This is a genomic window from Nocardioides agariphilus (assembly GCF_015352445.1).
GTDB lineage: Bacteria > Actinomycetota > Actinomycetes > Propionibacteriales > Nocardioidaceae > Nocardioides > Nocardioides agariphilus.
Window position 1 is genome coordinate 13,503 of the sequence record NZ_JADKPO010000024.1, and the last position, 16,027, is coordinate 29,529.

A 16,027-nucleotide genomic window follows, 5' to 3' on the forward strand; every position below is an offset into this window, starting at 1 on the left:
GCGGAGCAACGAGAGCAGAGGTACTAATGCGCAAGATCAGCTTTTCCGACGCCATCAACGAGGCGCTGCGTGAGGAGATGCGGCGCGATCCGCGCGTGATCGTGACCGGTGAGGACGTAGCCGGAGGCGCGACGATCCGCGGCTTCGAGCGCAGGGATGCCTGGGGCGGAGTCTTCGGGGTGACTCGCGAGCTCGTGTCCGAGTTCGGTCGCGACCGGGTGATCGACACGCCCATCTCGGAGTCCGCCTACCTCGGTGCAGCCATCGGGGCTGCCACTCAGGGCTACCGCACGGTCACCGAGATCCAGTTCCTCGACTTCATCGGTGTGTGTCTCGACCAGGTGGTGAACCAGGCGGCGAAGCTGCACTACGCCCGTGGAAGCAAGGGCTCGGGCATCCCTCTCGTCATTCGCGCGATGGTGGGGGCCGGCGTACGCGCCGGTGGCACCCAGTCCCAGAGCTTCTACTCTGCGATGGCGCACTTCCCCGGGATCAAGGTGGTGGCTCCGGCCAACCCGGCCGACGCCAAGGGCCTGATGCTCGCCTCGATCAGGGACCAGGATCCGGTGTTCTTCATGGAGCACAAGGGCCTCTACGAAACCAGCGGTGAGGTTCCCGAGGGCGAGCACCTGGTGCCTCTGGGCCGTGCCAGTGTCGTCCGTGAGGGCGAGGACGTCACGGTCGTCGCGATTGCCCGGATGGTCCAGGTGGCCGAGCGTGCTGCGGATCTGTTGAAGGCGGAGGGCATCGGGGTCGAGATCGTGGATCCCCGGACGATCGCGCCCCTTGACTACGCCACCATCAGCGCGTCTGTCGCGAAGACGGGACGACTGGTGGTGGTCGACGAGGACACGCCGCGCTGCTCGGTGGCCTCCGACATCGTCGGGCTGGTGGCCAGCCGGGACTTCGACGCACTCCGAAGCGCGCCGTCGATGGTGACGGCTCCCCACACCCCGGTCCCTGCCGCGCCCGAGCTCGAGGACGCCTACACCCCCGATGCGGACCAGGTCATGGCCGCCATCCGCAAGGTCGTGGCGTGACCGCGAGCGAGGCGGCCTCCTCCGCCGTTGCCGACCGTGGTCGTCACCACGGGAAGGTCGCCCTGATCAGCGGGGGGGCACGCGGCCAAGGGCGGGAGATCGCCCGGCTCCTTGCCTCCCAGGGCGCGGACATCGCACTCTTCGACCTTTGCGCCCAGCCGTCGACCTCGCAGTACGCCGGCGCCACCGAAGCCGACCTGGCCGAGACGGTCGCGATCGTCGAGGACCTGGGTCGACGCTGCCTCTCTCGCGTCCTGGACGTACGCGACCACGAGGCCGTGGCCGACTTCGTGGGCGAGGCTGCCTCTCGACTGGGCGCCGTCGACATCGTCTGCGCCAATGCGGGACTGGTCACGTGGGTGCCGTTCCTCGAGCTCACTCCCGAGCAGTGGGGCGAGGTGAACGACATCAACCTCACGGGGGTCTTCAACACGGTCCAGCCGGCACTGCGGCACATGGTGGAGCGGCTGTCGGGGAGCGTCGTGATCACCTCGTCGGTCAACGGCGTGGAGCCCGGACAGAGCATCGCCCACTACACCGCGTCAAAACACGCGGTACTGGGACTGATGAAGAACCTCGCGCTGGAGTTCGGCCCCTACGGCATCAGGGTCAACGCGGTGATGCCGAGCGCGGTCAACACCGTGATGGGCAACAACAGCACCAACCTGAAGTGGATCTTCGGACGTGACGACGCGACCGAGGCCGACTACCTGGCCGCCACGCGGCAATGGCATGTGCTGCGCAACCAACCCGCGCTCAGGCCCGAGGACGTGGCCGAGACGATCTCGTGGCTGTGCAGCGATGAGGCGCGCCACCTCACCGGCGTCCAACTCCCGGTCGATGCCGGGCACCTGGTGTTGCCGGGGTTCAACCACGAGCCCATCACCGAATAGCCAGACCGACAGCGAAGAAAGCGGAGTGACCCATGTCCGACCTGACCGGCAAAGTCGCCCTGATCAGCGGCGCGGCCCGTGGACAGGGACGATCGCATGCCCTGGCCCTGGCTCGTGAGGGGGCGCACATCGTCGGGTTCGACCTGTGCGAGCAGATCCCGACCACGCGCATCCCGATGTCGTCCCCGGCCGACCTGGAGGAGACAGAACGACTGGTCAAGGATGCGGGTGGCGAGGTACTCACGGTCGTGGCGGACGCGCGGGTGTCCGCTGACACCCAGCGAGTGGTCGACGCCGCGATGGAGCGCTTCGGACGGATCGACATCGTGGTCGCCAACGCGGGCATCGACTCCATCGACCCCACGATCGACATGCCAGACGACGCTTGGGACGACGTCATCGCCGTCAACCTGACAGGCGTGTTCCGCACCATCCGCCCCGCCCTGCGGCCGATGATCGAGGCTGGCAACGGCGGGTCCATCGTCATCACGTCCTCCTGTGCCGGCCTGACGCCCTACCCCAACCACATCCACTACGGCGCCGCGAAGTACGGCGTCATCGGCGTGATGCAGTGCCTGGCGCTGGAGCTCGCCGCCCACCGGATCAGGGTCAACGCACTGGCGCCCTCGGCAGTGCGGACCGATCTCGCGCTCAATCCGGTCCTCTTCGAGCTCTTCACCGGTCGTAGCGACGCAACCGCAGAGGATGCCGCGCCGATCTTCCAGAACCTGAACCTGATCGAGCGTCCGTGGATCGAGCCCGAGGAGGTCAGCAACGCAGTGGTCTGGCTGTCGGGTGACATGGCCAAGGCCATCACGGGAATCGTGCTCCCGATCGACCTCGGGTTCATGATCAAGGGTCCCTTCAACGCGAAGGACGCAGCCATCCGCATCGACGGCTCCAACGCTGCCGGCCTGATCTAGGCATGCGCGAGAACGACGAGGTCGCAGCGGCGGCCTACGACCTGGTCCTCGCAGGAGGTCAGATCGCCAATGCCGACGGGACCTTTCCCGGAACGGTGGCGATCCAGGACGGCAGGATCGCCGCAGTGTGGCATGCCGATGCCATCCCGGACCTGATCGAGGCGACCGAGGTGCTGGACTGCTCCGGCCGCTGGGTGATCCCCGGTGGGGTCGACCCGCACGTCCACGTCGGCATCACCTTCGGTGACGTCCAGACACCAGAGGACCATCTGCGCTGCTCCCGCGCCGCGCTGCTCGGTGGAACGACGACCATCGTCGACTTCGCCATCGGTCGCCCGGACCAGTCTCCGCTGGCCGCGGTCGATGAGCGGCTGGCCGGCGCTCGCGAGGGTTCCCTGGCCGACTATGCCCTGCATGGCTGCTACACCGACCGGGATGCGGAGCAACTCGACCAGATCCCCGACCTGGTGGACCGGGGAGTGCGCACGATCAAGGTGTACACGACCTATCGCGAGCAGATGATGGCCAGCGACGGACTGGTCCGAAGCATCATGGAACGCCTCATGGGCTTCGACGGAATGACCTACGTCCATGCCGAGGACAACTCTACGATCGAGACGCTCATGGCGCAGCTGGCCGGTCAGGGCCCGATCCCCTACGACAAGATCCGGGTCGCCAGGCCCGAGGCAGCAGAGGTCAGGGCGGTCCGCCACGTTCTCGAGATCGCCGCCGACGTGGGAGCGCCTGTCTACTTCGTGCACCAGTCGACTCCGGTGGCGAGCCAGCTGACGAGGATGGCGCGTGCTCGTGGACAGCTCGCCTACTCGGAGGTGTGTCCGCACTACGTCACCCTCGATGAGTCCGTCTACGACGCGCATGCGGGGGAGTGCTACACGTGCTGCCCGCCCCTTCGCAACAAGGCGACCGTGGAATCCCTGATGCGGGCTGTGGCAGCCGGCCACGTCGACACGATCGGAAGCGACCACTGCGCCTTCGGCGCGGCGATCAAGCTCGAGCGCAAGCACGACCTCACCCGGATGCCCTTCGGCATGCCTGGTGTCCAGACGCGGGTGCCCTTGATGCTGTCGGAGCTCGTGTGCAAGAGAGACGTATCGATGTCGACCGTGGTCTCCTTGCTCAGCACCAACCCTGCTCGTCTCTGCGGGCTCTACCCCCGCAAGGGTGTCATCGCTGCCGGTGCCGATGCCGACCTCCTGGTCTGGAGTCCGGAAGGTGAGTCGACCCTGACCGCGGCCGGGCTTGCGCACGACAGCGACTACACCCCCTTCGAAGGGTGGCGCGTGCAGGGCTCTCTCTCGACGGTGATCCGTCGTGGCACCGTCATGTGCCGCGACGGGGCTCTGGTGGATGACTCCCCAGGACAGCTCCTGGCCTCGGGCCCGATCTCGCACACTGGCCCCGTCGCTCTCCCAGGAAGGCAGCTCTCTGCGTGACCAACGTCGTCATCGCCGGGATCACCCCGGCGAGCATGCACCTGCTCCGCTTCGCACTCTCGCAGCCGACCATCGAGGTCGTCGGGATCGTCACCCGGCAGCCGGGCGACGAGCTGACCTACGGCTTCGTCAACGACTCGGCGGCTAGCCAATTCCGCGGCACGGCCGCGATCGAGGACGAGAAGCTGGTGCTGGCCGGCCGTCATGGTCGTGGGGGCCTTCGGCACGACCTCATTCCTGTCTACGCCGAGCTCGCAGAGGCGCTCGCCGCGGCGCGCTCCGTGGACTGCGTCGTGCTCGCCGGGGCCTGGGAGGAGACCGGAGATCTCGACGTGCCGAAGGTGGTCCGCCTCGGCTCCATCGCAGATCCGGTCGTCGATGCGGTGGCCCGGGTCGCAGACGCGCTCGGCCGGATCGGCCCGGTGGCCCACACCTTCACCGCGACCATCGGCGAGGCCAACGAAGGGGCGACCCAACGAGAGCAGCTCGTCGCGGCACGCGGTGTTCGCGCGGGTGACGCCGTACGTCCCGGGCAGCTGGCCGGCGGGCTGTCGCTCGATGTCATCGGCGCCGTCCCGGGTCGCGCCCTCGTGACATCGGTCTTCCTGGTGCTCGGCGCGCAGACCGACGAGGAGTCGGTACTTCGCCGGCTGCGCGCGGCCGGGCGCGGCGCTCTGGCCGACTGCGTGCGCCAGGATCCTGGGCCCATGGGGTCTGCGGACGTCGTCGGGTCACCGGTCGCCGTGCTCGACCTGAGCACGTTGCGGGTCGACGATGCCCGCATCGCGTTCGCTCTCTTCGTCGACCCCCTGGCTGCACGCACGCGCCTGGCTTGCGCTGCAGTGACAGGCTGACGTCTCGATGTCCTGGTAGCGCAGACCCGCGACCCGCCCCGGAAAGCACTCGGGCACAGCGCCTGCGGGGCCAGGAGTCTCTAGCCCTGGCCCTTGAGCACGCTTCCGAGACGCCATTGGGCCGGAAGGATCGGCCGGTGGGTGAGGAGGAGAGTGGAGATGCGCGCGACGTCGAAGTCGGTGCGAAGTCTTCCAGCGAGATTCGCCAGCGCCAGCGGGGAGCTGACCGTGACCTCGGCCGTCGCTTCATACGTGCCGAGTGTCCGAGCAAGGACCTTGATCTCAGGCTCGTCGGCGATGGCCTTCAAGGTGGCCCCCGCGTCACGTCCGAGCTCGAGACAGAACAGACCGATGGTCAGCCGCTCGACCGACGGCTCGACCACCGCCGAGGCCTGGATGGCGCCGGATTCGAACAGTCGGATCGTACGCCGCCGCACCTGTGAGTAGGGATGTTCCACCCGCTCGGCGAGGTCGCGATAGGAGGTCCGTGGGTCATCGACCAGATTCCGCAGGAGCAGGACGTCGAGGTCGTCGAGGTCGATGGCGATGCCTCCCGCCGGTCGCGGACGTGCTCCTGAGCCCTCCCACTTGTAGATCTCGACGTTGCGCAGCACCTCGGCCCGAGCGATGCCACTCGTCTCGGAGACAATCCGCTGGATCCGCGAGCTGAGATCGTCATCATCGGTAGCAGCGACCTCACAGATGACGTTGAACTCTCCGAGCGCCGTCGCTAGGTACGTGACGGCGTGGCTCTCTCGGAGCCGCGATGCGAAGGCGGTCGAGTCGCCTCGATACTCCAGCGCCAGGGTGGCCAGCACGTGGTACCCCAGCAGTGAGGGATCGATGATGCCCAGGACTCGGAGCATCCCTTCGTCGACCAGGCGATTCAGTCGCGCTCTCACGGCGTCAGGTGACATGCCGACGCCGCGACCGATCTCGACGAACGACAGACGACCGTCTCCTCGGAGCAGTTGGACGATCTCTCGATCGCTGTCGTCCATGCGAGGAACGTTCACGAATCCCTTCTGCCTCTCATCCGAGACGTCGATGCTACCGATCCCCCTCCTGTGGCGACGTACGTGCCGAAGTGACGACGCCGAGCGAGGGGTCCCACTGCACGGCCACCTCGTCGCCTTGCACACCGGGAATCTCAGCATCGATCGTGTAGCGCACGGACAGGGTCTCTCCCTGCTGCGAATGCAGCACGATCTTGCGAGAGTCGCCGGTGAACAGCACGGCCGCGATCCGTGCGCGGACCCAGGACCTTCCCCGTTGCGTCCTGGCATCTTCGAGCGGCACCAGTCGCGCGCTCCAGGAGCGCACGACGACGACCACGTCCTGACCAGGAACCAACCCAGCACTGCGGACGTGCTGGTCGGTGAGCAGGACAAGATCATCTCCACGGCGAAGGCGGTGGCCCTCACGCCCGAGCTCCACCACGCCGTGCAGGACGTTGGACTCGCCGAGAAAGTCCGCTACCTCGACCGACCCGGGCGCGCGGAACAAGTCCTCAGGAGGACCGTACTGCAGCAGCTTGCCGTGCGAGAGCACGGCGATCTTGTCGCTGATAGTGAAGGCTTCCTCCTGGTCGTGCGTCACGTTCACGACCGTGAGGCCGAACTCCCTGGCGATGCGCACGATCTCGACCTGGAGCGACTCGCGGAGCCTGCGGTCGAGGGCGCCGAGCGGCTCGTCCATCAGCACGAGTCGGGGTCGGTTAACGATGGCGCGAGCCAGGGCGATTCGTTGTTGCTGACCCCCGGACAGCTGACTGGGCATCCGCTCCTCGACTCCCGGCAGCCGGACGGCGTCGAGGGCCTCCGCGACGATGGATGGTCGAGCGGCCCGGCGCACCTTGGCGCGGGCGAGCGGGTAGGCGATGTTGTCCCTGACGTTCAAGTGCGGGAACAGCGCATAGTTCTGGAAGACCATCCCGATGTTGCGCCGATGCACGGGAAGAGCGGTCACGTCCGACCCGCCGACCAGGATGGACCCTCTCCGGGCCGGGACGAAGCCCGCGATCATCCTGAGCAGCGTGGTCTTCCCTGATCCGGAAGGGCCGAGCAGCGTGACGATCTCGCCGGCGTCGGCGCTGAAGGTGATGTCGTCGACCACCAGCGTCGGACCGTAGGAATGCGAGGCGTGACGGATCTCGATGTCCGCACCCGCGCGGCCCTTCACGAAGGTCTCCTCCTGAGACTGCGTCACGTGCTTCTCCCCCTTTGACGACGAGACAAGAGTCCAGCGATGACCAGCAGCACGATCGTGAGCAGCGTGATCACTGTTGCGGCGGCCGACGTCGAGGGCTCCAGACCCTCGCGCAGCTGGCTGAGGAACAAGATGGGCAGGGTTCGCAGGGTCGGGGTGGCCAACAAGGTGGCGACCACGACCTCGTCCCACGAGGTCACGAAGGCGAACAGTCCTCCAGCGACGGCCGACGGAAGGACGAGAGGAACCGTCACGGTGGCGATCACCGTCAGCTTCCCCGCCCCACAGATGCTCGCCGCCTCCTCGACCCGCGGATCAACCGCAGTGAGTGCGGCGAGCACGTTCAAGAAGCAGAACGGGACGCCGAGCATGGCGTGTGCCAGGGCGAGGCTTGTGATGTGGTTGTAGAGCGACGTGTGCACGTAGGCCATGTAGAAGCCGATGCCAGCCACCACGAGCGGAACGATCATCGGCGTCATCGCCAAGGTCGCCACCAACGAGCGTGGCACCAGACGGCCCCGCGCTGCCATGAAGGCCAGCAAGGTACCGATCACCATGGCGATGACGGCCGCCAGGATGCCGGTCGTGAAGCTGGTGACGAACGCGTCCCGCCAGGCCCTGTCGCCGAAGATCTCCTCGTACCACCGCATCGAGAAGCCCTTGGGCGGGAACGTGATGATGACGCCGGACGTGAAGGACGTCGCGGCGATGACGATCGTCGGAGCGGCGAGCAGCAGCGCGACGACGACAGCAATCGTCCGGGAGAAGAGGCCGGCGTTCACTCGGACATCGACCCCATCTTCAGGATGTCGGACAGTCTCATGAAGCGGGCTGTCGCCGCGAGGACCAGGCCCACGAGGAGGAGCAGGATGACGGCCATCGCACAGGCAAGGCCGGGGCGCACGAAGGCGTGCACCGCCTCGGCGATCGACTGACCGACCATCCGCTCGGACGGGCCGCCGAGCACCTGTGGAGTGATGTAGAAGCCCAGGGCCAACACGAAGACCAGGACACAGCCGGCTGCCACCCCGGGCATGGACAACGGCAGCACCACGGTTCGAAACATCGTCGAGCGGCGAGCTCCCATGCCCATGGCTGCCTGTTCCAGCTCCGGTGGTATCGCGCGGATGAGGGCGTAGACCGCGAGGATCAGGAAGGGTGCGAGCATCTGCGTCATTCCCACCAATGCGGCGAACTCGTTGCGGATGATCGGCAACGGGGTGTCGATCAACCCGAGTCTCTTCAGCTCGGTGTTGATGACGCCCGTGTTCTGGAGGAGCACCTGCCACGCGAAGGTCCGGATCAGCAAGCTCGTCCAGAACGACACCATCAGCGCGACCAACAGGAACGAGCGCATCCATCTGCCTGATCGCGCCATGACATAGGCGTAGGGATAGCCGAGCAGGAGCGCTGCGAGAGTGGCCGCGACGGCGATCTCGATCGTCTTGAACAGAGACTTCCGGAACACCGGATCGCCCATCACGTCGGTGTAGTTGACCAACCCCGGGTCGGTCGCGCTCTTGTAGACGACCATGAACAGCGGTACGCCGAACGCGACCAGCACGACGAGCATCGCCGGGGTGCCGAGGAGCGTCCAGAAGTCGATGCCTGGCCGACCGGCTCGCCTTATGCCGACTGCTGCCAGGTCGGTCACCTCGGCCACGCCCGAATCCCGCCCACTCATCCCCAGCTCACTCCTTCTGTTGACGTCGGTCCCCGGACGCCCCGGACCTCCCGGGCGCCACACCCGCCCGCAGCATTCGCGGGCGGGTGGGCGCAGCGGCGTCAGTGATGACGTCGCCCGTCCGTGGGTCAACGATGTCGCCGGGCCTCAGGACGCCCAGGCATTCCACTTCTGCGTGACGGACTCGAGATTGTCGTTCCACCACTTGTCGTCCACGATCACCGGAGCGTCCGCGCCCGGCATCACATTGCTCGTCGGCATCTTCGCTGCGAGGTCCGGGCTCAGCTCCGTCTTCGGGTTGGCGGGGCCATAGGCCTGAAGCTTGGCGAAGTCGCCGTTGTGCTCGGCCGAGGTGATGTAGGCGATCAGCTTCATGGCCTCGTCCTGGTTCGGCGCTCCCTTGGGGACCATCAGGTAGTCGGCGTAGATGACCTGACCTGACCAGATGAAGTCGATCGGCTGGCCTTCATCCATGGCGGTGAGGTCACGGCCTTGGTAGCAGTTGCCCATGACCGCTTCACCAGATCCGACGAGCTGTGTGCACTGGCCGAAGTCGCTGTAGAACACGATGTCGTCCTTGATGCTGTCCAGCTTCTTCAACGCCCTGTCGACGTCGAGCGGGTAGAGATCTGCCGGGTCGACGCCGTCTTGGATCAGCGCGGTGTCCAACAACCCCTGGAGAGCACCTGGCACACCGTTGTAGACAGCCCGCTTGCCCGGGAACTTCTTGGTGTCGAAGAAGTCCGCCCAGCTGGTCGGGGCCTGGGTGAGCGCGTCCGTGTTGTAGGTCAGCACCACTGAGAACGTGAACATCGGGACCCCATACTTGTAGAGCGGTATAGGGCCGCCGTCGAAGTCACCGCAGGCCACGATGTCGCAGTCCATCGGCGTGAGACTGTCGTTCTCGTCCAACCCGAAGTCCGAGCCAGCCTCGAAGACGTCCCAGATGACGTTCTTGGCGTCGACCATTTGCTTGACCTTGCCGTAGTCGACGGGCGAGTCCTGGGTGACGGCCACGCCGGATTCCTTGGCGTACGGCTGCAACCAGGCCTTGTCGATGTTCTCCTGAGTCGTGCCACCCCAGCCGGCGAAGGTGAGCTTTCCTTCACCTCCGGCCGCTGAGTCATCGTCGCCACCACAGGCGACAAGTCCCAGGCACAGCAAGAGCGCGGTCATGGCCACGCTGAGCTTCTTCACCATCATGTAAGTTGATCCTTCCAAGTCTGTTGACTCGATTCCGTCCTGTCAGAAAGACGAGGTCTGCGGTGACGCAGAGAGACGGGACCTTGTCCGAGGTCCCGTCTCCACGCAGTAAGACGAGATCCGATGCTGAGTTTCGAACGTCTCGTCGCGGCCTGCCGGGGAGCTATCGGTTTCCCCTTCACATCACCGCCTCGTCCTGCTCGAGAATCATGATCTAGCGCGCCGTGAACCCGGCGTCGACCTTGAGCACGTCACCGGTGACATATCGCGCGCCGGGGGAGGTGATCCACAAGACTGCCTCCGTGACGTCCTCAGGCTCGAGGAGCTCGACGTCGAGCAGGTTGGACATGTTGGTCCCGCCGGCCACCTGGTACTCGACGCACTTCGCCATCGCGGGGTTCGTCGCCATCAGGGTGCGGGCCGCCGTCGGAGAGACCATGTTGGCGCGGATCCCGTGCGGCGCCAGCTCCACCGCCAGCGTCCGCATCAGCCCGACAACACCATGCTTGGCCGCCACGTAGTGACCCGTTGCCGCGATCCCCTTGTGGGCGGAGACCGACCCGATGAACACCAGGTTCGCGCCCGCGCGACCCAGCATGTGCGGGATGGCCGCACGGGCCACCGCCCAGGAGCCCAGGAGGATGGTGTCACTGCACTCGCGCCACTCTTGGGGTGACAGCTCCCATGTCGTACGCGCGAACGAGAAGACCCCCGCATTCGCGATCGTCACGTCGATTCCGCCGAGACGACTGGCTGCGTGGTCGATGGCCACCCGGACGGCTTCGGGGTCGCGCACATCGGCCGCGTAGGCCAGCACCTCGGTCCCGCCGGCCTCCGAGACGGTGACGCGAGCCGCCTCGAGCTCCTCCTCCGTCGAGACCGGATAGGGCACCGTGGCCAGGGGCGCCGGCGCGTCCAGGAGCACGACATCCGCGCCTCGGCGGGCGAATGCCAAGGCGTGGCTGAGACCTTGACCGCGGGCGCCTCCTGAGACCAGGACGGCTTTCCCCGACCAGTCTGCCTGTTCGGTCAGTACCACGGGCCCAGCGGCTCGTCGGCCTTGTCCACGACATCGTGGTTGAATCCGGCCAGTTGGAGGTGACCGGCATCGACCGGAAGCTCCACCCCAGTGATGTAGCGAGCGTCGTCGGAGGCCAGGAAGCAGATGGCGTCGGCGATCGAGCTGGGCGGAAGACCTGGCCTACCGGGGAGCAGGTGCCAGTGCTTCGTCGCCTCGATGTAGTCCTCCGTCGTGGCGTCGTCGCGGCCGAAGATCCACTTCCGGGTCTCCGGGTTCTCGCCCATCGCTGAGTGCACGACGCTGGGCAGCACCGAGTTGCAGCGCACGCCATAGGGCGCGAGCTCGTAGGCGATGCTCTTCATCAAACCGAGCACACCGTGCTTGGAGGCCGCGTAGTGGGCCAGGTCCTTGCCGGACTCGTGTCCCATCACCGACGAGGTGATGATGATCGACCCCGACCGCTGTTCGATCATCTGGGGCGCGACGGCCTTGGCGCCATGCCAGACGCCGGTCAGGTTGATGTCGATGACCGTGCTCCAGTGCTCCTCGGTCAGCTTCCAGAAGGGAAGGAAGCTGTGCACCCCGGCACTGGCGCAGAAGACGTCGATCGAGCCGAACCTGTCGACGGTGTCGGCGACGACGCGATCCATGTCGGCCTGCGAGCGGACGTCGCCGGTCATCGTCAGGCAACTTCCCCCCGCTTCCTCGACGAGACGCTTGGTCTCACCGAGGTCGTCCTCCGTGCCGAGCGGGTAGGGCACCGTGGACACATCCTTGGCCACGTCCACGACGGCGATGTTGGCACCTTCGCCGGCCGCTCGCAGTGCGATCGCACGGCCCTGACCGCGTGCTCCGCCGGTGATGAGGAAGGTCTTCCCTCCGAAACGCATAACGTCCTCCAGATGTGATGTGTGGGTTCCGGCCCTGGGCCGGGACGATGGGTGTCGAATCAGCCGTTGGAAACCAGGTCCCGCACGGCCTCCTCTATCCGTGCACCGCTCGGACGGACCTGGTCGTCCAGGATCCGCGAGTACGGGATCGGCAGGTGCTCACGGGCGACCCTGCGGGGTGGCGTGCTCATAGCCACGCCCGCCTCGGTCACCTGCGCCACGATCTCCCCGCTGAGACCGGCGAAGGCGTAGTCCTCGTCGACCACCAGCAGCCGGCCGGTGCGGGCCACGGAGCTGACGACGTGGTCGATGTCGAGAGGCACGATGCTGCGCAGGTCGACCACCTCGCACGAGATGTCGAGTGCCTCCAGCCGCTGCGCCACCCGGAGGCACTCGTGCACGGTGTAGGAGCTGGAGACCACGGTGACGTCGCGACCCTCACGGACCGTGCGCGCCTTGCCGATCTCTACCGCGTAGGCCTCCGTCGGCACGTCGAGGGCCGTCCACTCCTCGATGCCTGGACCGGCCGGGATCGCCAGCAGGCTCGAGTGGAACAGGAAGACAACCGGATCCTCGCAACGTACGGCGGCGTACAGGAGGCCCTTGGCATCGTGGCTGTTGGAGGGTGCGACGACCTTGAGGCCAGGGATGTGCGCGAACATGCCGTACAGGGTCTGTGCGTGAACGGCACCCTGACGAAGGGGGTTCCCCACCTGGGTCATGATCGTCATCGGCACGCGCCGGCGGCCGTTCGTGCAGTAGCCGATCTTCGCGATGTAGTTGTAGATCTGGTCCATCGCCACCCCGGCGAAGTCGACCCGCATCAGCTCGACCACCGGGCGCATCCCGCGTTGGGCGGCACCCGCGGCCAGGCCGAAGAAGGCGGCCTCGGAGATCGGTGTGTCGATGACCCGGTGGTCACCGTACTTGTCATGCAGACCCCGCGTCTGGCCAGCGACGCCGCCCATGCGCCCGATGTCCTCACCCATCAAGACGACCCCGTCGTCCTCGGTCATGGCGTGGTCCAGCGCCTCGACCATCGCCTCGGTGAAGGTCAGCTGGCGCCCTCGGACGCTCACCGACGTCTGCGGATCATCAGCGATGGTGCTCATGCGAACAGGCCCTCTCGTGCGGTCTCCGGCTCGGGGTACGGCGAGGACTCGGCGAAGTCCAGCGCTCTGGCAAAGTCCGCCTCGGCACCTGCCCGGATGTCCCGTATCCACGAGTCGTCGACGAGACCTTCCTCGACCAGCAGCCGGCCGTAGGCCGGTAGCGCGTCGGACGCCTCCTCGTCCTCGAGCTCGCCGTCCGGGCGGTACGCCTGACTGTCCCCTTCGAAGGCCCCGCGAAGCCGGTGGGTGCGGCTGACCAGGAGACTGGGTCCGTCCCCTCGCCGGGCGCGGGCCACCGCCTCGCCCGCTGTCGAGATCAACCGATCCACCTCGCGGTCCTCGGTCGTACTCCCCGGCATGCCGTAGGGCAGCGCACGCGCACTCAGGTCCTCGACAGCGCTCGAGCTCTTCCGTCGCGTGCTGATCGCATACCCGTTGTCCTCGATGACGAAGACGACGGGAAGCTTCCACAGGGCAGCCAGGTTCATGGACTCGTGGACGACACCCTGGTTGCTGGCCCCGTCGCCGATGAAGACCGTTGCGACCCCGCCCGTGCGCTGGCGCTGGTGGGCGAACGCGTGACCGAGCGCGACCGCTGTCAGCTGGGCCATGATCGCGCTGTTCTCGAAACCGGAATCCGGGTCGTTGAGCATGAAGTCACCGCCACGGCCACCGGCCAACCCCGTGGCCCTGCCATAGATCTCGGCAAGCATCCTGTCGATGGGGACGCCCTTCGCGATGGCGAGCGCGTGCGACCGATGCGTCCCGGCCGCATAGTCGTCCGGCGTCAGCCAGGCGCACATGGCGGCCGGCGTCGCCTCCTGACCGATGGCGAGCTCGATATTTCCCTGGATGGGGATGTGGAACTCAGCGTTGTAGTCCTCGAACGCACTGTTCCTGCCGCCGAAGGCAGCCTTGGCGTGCTCGCGCTGCTTGGCGAACTCCTCGCCCAACCCCTCCTCGAAGGCGCGGGCGCGCACCATGGTGCGAAGGACGCCGATCCGACGCTCTGCTGTGGTGGTCACGGTGATGTCACCTTCCTGTCTCGACGACGCGGCGCCGTGTGACGGGCGTGGGATCCCCGCCGAAGGCGAAGAGCATGGAGGCATCGCGGTCCGTCACGTTGGAGAACGCGTGCCAGGCGCTCGCGGTGATCACGAACGTGTCGCCGGCGCGGATCGTCGTCCAGTCGCCGTCCATGCAGACCTCGAGCGAGCCGCTGAGCATCGTGACCACCTCTGGTACGTCGTGCTGGAGCACGTCCGTGCACCCTCCAGGGCGCAAGGAGGTGAGTCCGACGTGCACTGAGTAGTCACCGTGTGGAGTCGGTGGCCAGTCGATCGACGCGAGAACGCGCTGCTCCACCAGCACGTGGTCCCCTGCGGGCCTCTGGCGCTCGCTCATCGCGACCCCGCGGGAGTCGAGGCCGGATCGGCGATCTCCAGCCACGCGCGGGCGATCTGCTCGCGGGTGGCGAACCAGACGCCGTCATGTGAGCGGGCGTAGGCGATGAAGTCCCGCAGCGCCTTGATCCGACCGGGGCGGCCGATGATGCGGGGATGAAGACCCACCGACAGCATGCGTGGGTGATGCTCGGACTCCTGGTAGAGCTCGTCGAAGCTGTCTTGCAGATACTCCCCCATCGCCCTTGCGGTGACCGGGCCGTTGGCCTGCCAGAACCGGAAGTCGTTGGCATCCGGTGTGTAGGGGACGACCAGCCGGGTCTCGCCTTCACACTCCACGAAGTAGGGAGTGTCGTCAGCGTAGGAGTCGCAGTCGTAGAGGAAGCCACCATGGCGGACGAGCAACTCCCTGGTGTGTTCGCTCGGTCCGTAGCGGCAGTACCATCCGACCGGTCGTCGGCCGACGGTCTGCTCGAAGCTCTCCACGGCGAGCTTGATGTGCTCGGCCTCCTCCTGGCGCGACAGCCTGAAGACCTCTTCCCACCGGTATCCGTGACTGCACACCTCGTGCCGGTCAACCTCCCGCACATAGTCGGCGACATCAGGGTTCAGCTCCAAGGCCAGTGCGCAGGCGAAGATCGTCAACGGGATCTCCGCAGCGTCTGCGGTCTCGAAGATCCGCCAGACGCCCACCCGGGCGCCGTACTCGTAGATCGACTCCATGGCCAGGTTCGCGACGTCGGAAGGGTAGGGATACTGTCCCCACTCGGTCCCGGTCTCCTGGTCGGCGTCGCCGAGGGCGAAGTTCCGCTCTGAGCCCTCCTCGTAGTTGAGCACGACGGAGACCGCCAACCGGGCGCCGTTGGGCCAGCGTCCGCGGGGCACGCTCCTGCCGTACCCCACCAGGTCACGGTCCCTCACCCTCGACTCCCTTCGCCTGAACGTCCTGGTCACGGGCCGGGCCTCGCGAGCACCTGCTGCCGTGGTGGCTCGATGACGGCCTGGCCATCAGCGGGCGTCCGCCTCGTCCCGGGTTTGCAGCCCCCAGCGGCCGCGGCCACCCGTGGGTAGCGGTTGCCGCATATCCAACGGACACCTGACCAGCGATTCTAGTCGCTTACAGGATAACTGTAACCCCGGTCAGACCCACGTGTACACGACGTCTCCCTCGGCTTGCAACGTTCTTGCAGTCCCCCTCCGGCCTGTGGCTCCCTCCTTGTCGATCGATGCTGCCCGGTCCCGACGGTTGCTCGGGTGGCGAGGAAGGTACACGCCTACCAATCCGCTGTCTACAGAAAGCGGGCCGCGCAGGCGGCCAATTGTTCATGCAGGCGCCATTCTG

At 66.7% G+C, this 16,027-nt stretch carries 16 protein-coding genes; 5 read left to right on the top strand and 11 right to left on the bottom strand.

Features of this window, described 5'->3' with window-relative positions; translation table 11 throughout:
* Positions 1 to 26: 26 nt before the first annotated feature.
* From ISU10_RS16395 to ISU10_RS16415, 5 genes are read left to right on the top strand one after another with little or no spacing between them, the layout of a single operon-like run.
* A complete protein-coding gene (locus tag ISU10_RS16395; protein ID WP_194697499.1) occupies positions 27 to 1,040 on the top strand; it encodes an alpha-ketoacid dehydrogenase subunit beta in 1,014 nt (337 codons plus the stop codon).
* Entirely contained in the window at positions 1,037 to 1,933 is an 897-nt protein-coding gene (locus tag ISU10_RS16400) for a mycofactocin-coupled SDR family oxidoreductase (RefSeq protein WP_194697500.1), read from the top strand. The genes ISU10_RS16395 and ISU10_RS16400 overlap by 4 nt, the downstream gene beginning before the upstream one ends.
* 32 nt (positions 1,934 to 1,965) lie before the next feature.
* Positions 1,966 to 2,856 carry a mycofactocin-coupled SDR family oxidoreductase gene (locus tag ISU10_RS16405; RefSeq protein ID WP_194697501.1) on the top strand — a complete coding sequence of 297 codons (891 nt, stop codon included), beginning with the start codon at positions 1,966 to 1,968 and terminating at the stop codon, positions 2,854 to 2,856.
* A 2-nt stretch (positions 2,857 to 2,858) separates the two neighbouring features.
* Positions 2,859 to 4,310, top strand: coding sequence for an amidohydrolase family protein (locus ISU10_RS16410; RefSeq protein ID WP_194697502.1), 1,452 nt, complete (start codon positions 2,859 to 2,861; stop codon positions 4,308 to 4,310).
* The gene (locus ISU10_RS16415; RefSeq protein WP_194697503.1) at positions 4,307 to 5,164 is read left to right on the top strand and encodes a hypothetical protein; all 858 of its coding nucleotides are present in this window, start codon (positions 4,307 to 4,309) and stop codon (positions 5,162 to 5,164) included. Before ISU10_RS16410 ends, ISU10_RS16415 begins: the two co-directional genes overlap by 4 nt.
* A gap of 80 nt (positions 5,165 to 5,244) precedes the next feature.
* Here the strand turns inward: ISU10_RS16415 and ISU10_RS16420 are convergent, their stop codons facing one another.
* From ISU10_RS16420 to ISU10_RS16470, 11 genes are all read right to left on the bottom strand, one after another.
* Positions 5,245 to 6,165, bottom strand: a complete 921-nt coding sequence (locus tag ISU10_RS16420; protein ID WP_194697504.1) for a winged helix-turn-helix transcriptional regulator — start codon at positions 6,163 to 6,165, stop codon at positions 5,245 to 5,247.
* Between the two features lie 49 nt (positions 6,166 to 6,214).
* The gene (locus ISU10_RS16425) at positions 6,215 to 7,372 is read right to left on the bottom strand and encodes an ABC transporter ATP-binding protein (RefSeq protein WP_194697505.1); all 1,158 of its coding nucleotides are present in this window, start codon (positions 7,370 to 7,372) and stop codon (positions 6,215 to 6,217) included.
* The gene (locus ISU10_RS16430; RefSeq protein WP_194697506.1) at positions 7,369 to 8,154 is read right to left on the bottom strand and encodes an ABC transporter permease; all 786 of its coding nucleotides are present in this window, start codon (positions 8,152 to 8,154) and stop codon (positions 7,369 to 7,371) included. Before ISU10_RS16430 ends, ISU10_RS16425 begins: the two co-directional genes overlap by 4 nt.
* Complete coding sequence (locus ISU10_RS16435; RefSeq protein ID WP_194697507.1) at positions 8,151 to 9,056, bottom strand: ABC transporter permease; 906 nt, start codon at positions 9,054 to 9,056, stop codon at positions 8,151 to 8,153. The genes ISU10_RS16430 and ISU10_RS16435 overlap by 4 nt, the downstream gene beginning before the upstream one ends.
* A gap of 147 nt (positions 9,057 to 9,203) precedes the next feature.
* On the bottom strand, positions 9,204 to 10,259 hold the full coding sequence (locus ISU10_RS16440) for an ABC transporter substrate-binding protein (RefSeq protein ID WP_194697508.1): 1,056 nt from the start codon (positions 10,257 to 10,259) through the stop codon (positions 9,204 to 9,206).
* 214 nt (positions 10,260 to 10,473) lie between these two features.
* On the bottom strand, positions 10,474 to 11,298 hold the full coding sequence (locus ISU10_RS16445) for an SDR family oxidoreductase (RefSeq protein ID WP_370865534.1): 825 nt from the start codon (positions 11,296 to 11,298) through the stop codon (positions 10,474 to 10,476).
* Positions 11,289 to 12,170: a mycofactocin-coupled SDR family oxidoreductase gene (locus ISU10_RS16450; RefSeq protein ID WP_194697509.1), complete on the bottom strand. Its 882-nt coding sequence runs from the start codon at positions 12,168 to 12,170 to the stop codon at positions 11,289 to 11,291. Before ISU10_RS16450 ends, ISU10_RS16445 begins: the two co-directional genes overlap by 10 nt.
* A gap of 59 nt (positions 12,171 to 12,229) precedes the next feature.
* A complete protein-coding gene (locus tag ISU10_RS16455) occupies positions 12,230 to 13,282 on the bottom strand; it encodes an alpha-ketoacid dehydrogenase subunit beta (protein WP_194697510.1) in 1,053 nt (350 codons plus the stop codon).
* A complete protein-coding gene (locus tag ISU10_RS16460; RefSeq protein ID WP_194697511.1) occupies positions 13,279 to 14,307 on the bottom strand; it encodes a thiamine pyrophosphate-dependent dehydrogenase E1 component subunit alpha in 1,029 nt (342 codons plus the stop codon). Before ISU10_RS16460 ends, ISU10_RS16455 begins: the two co-directional genes overlap by 4 nt.
* A gap of 7 nt (positions 14,308 to 14,314) precedes the next feature.
* Positions 14,315 to 14,686 (bottom strand): cupin domain-containing protein, encoded by a 372-nt coding sequence (locus tag ISU10_RS16465; protein WP_194697512.1) that lies wholly within the window; start codon positions 14,684 to 14,686, stop codon positions 14,315 to 14,317.
* Entirely contained in the window at positions 14,683 to 15,606 is a 924-nt protein-coding gene (locus ISU10_RS16470) for a polysaccharide deacetylase family protein (RefSeq protein ID WP_194697513.1), read from the bottom strand. Before ISU10_RS16470 ends, ISU10_RS16465 begins: the two co-directional genes overlap by 4 nt.
* Between the last annotated feature and the right edge of the window lie 421 nt (positions 15,607 to 16,027).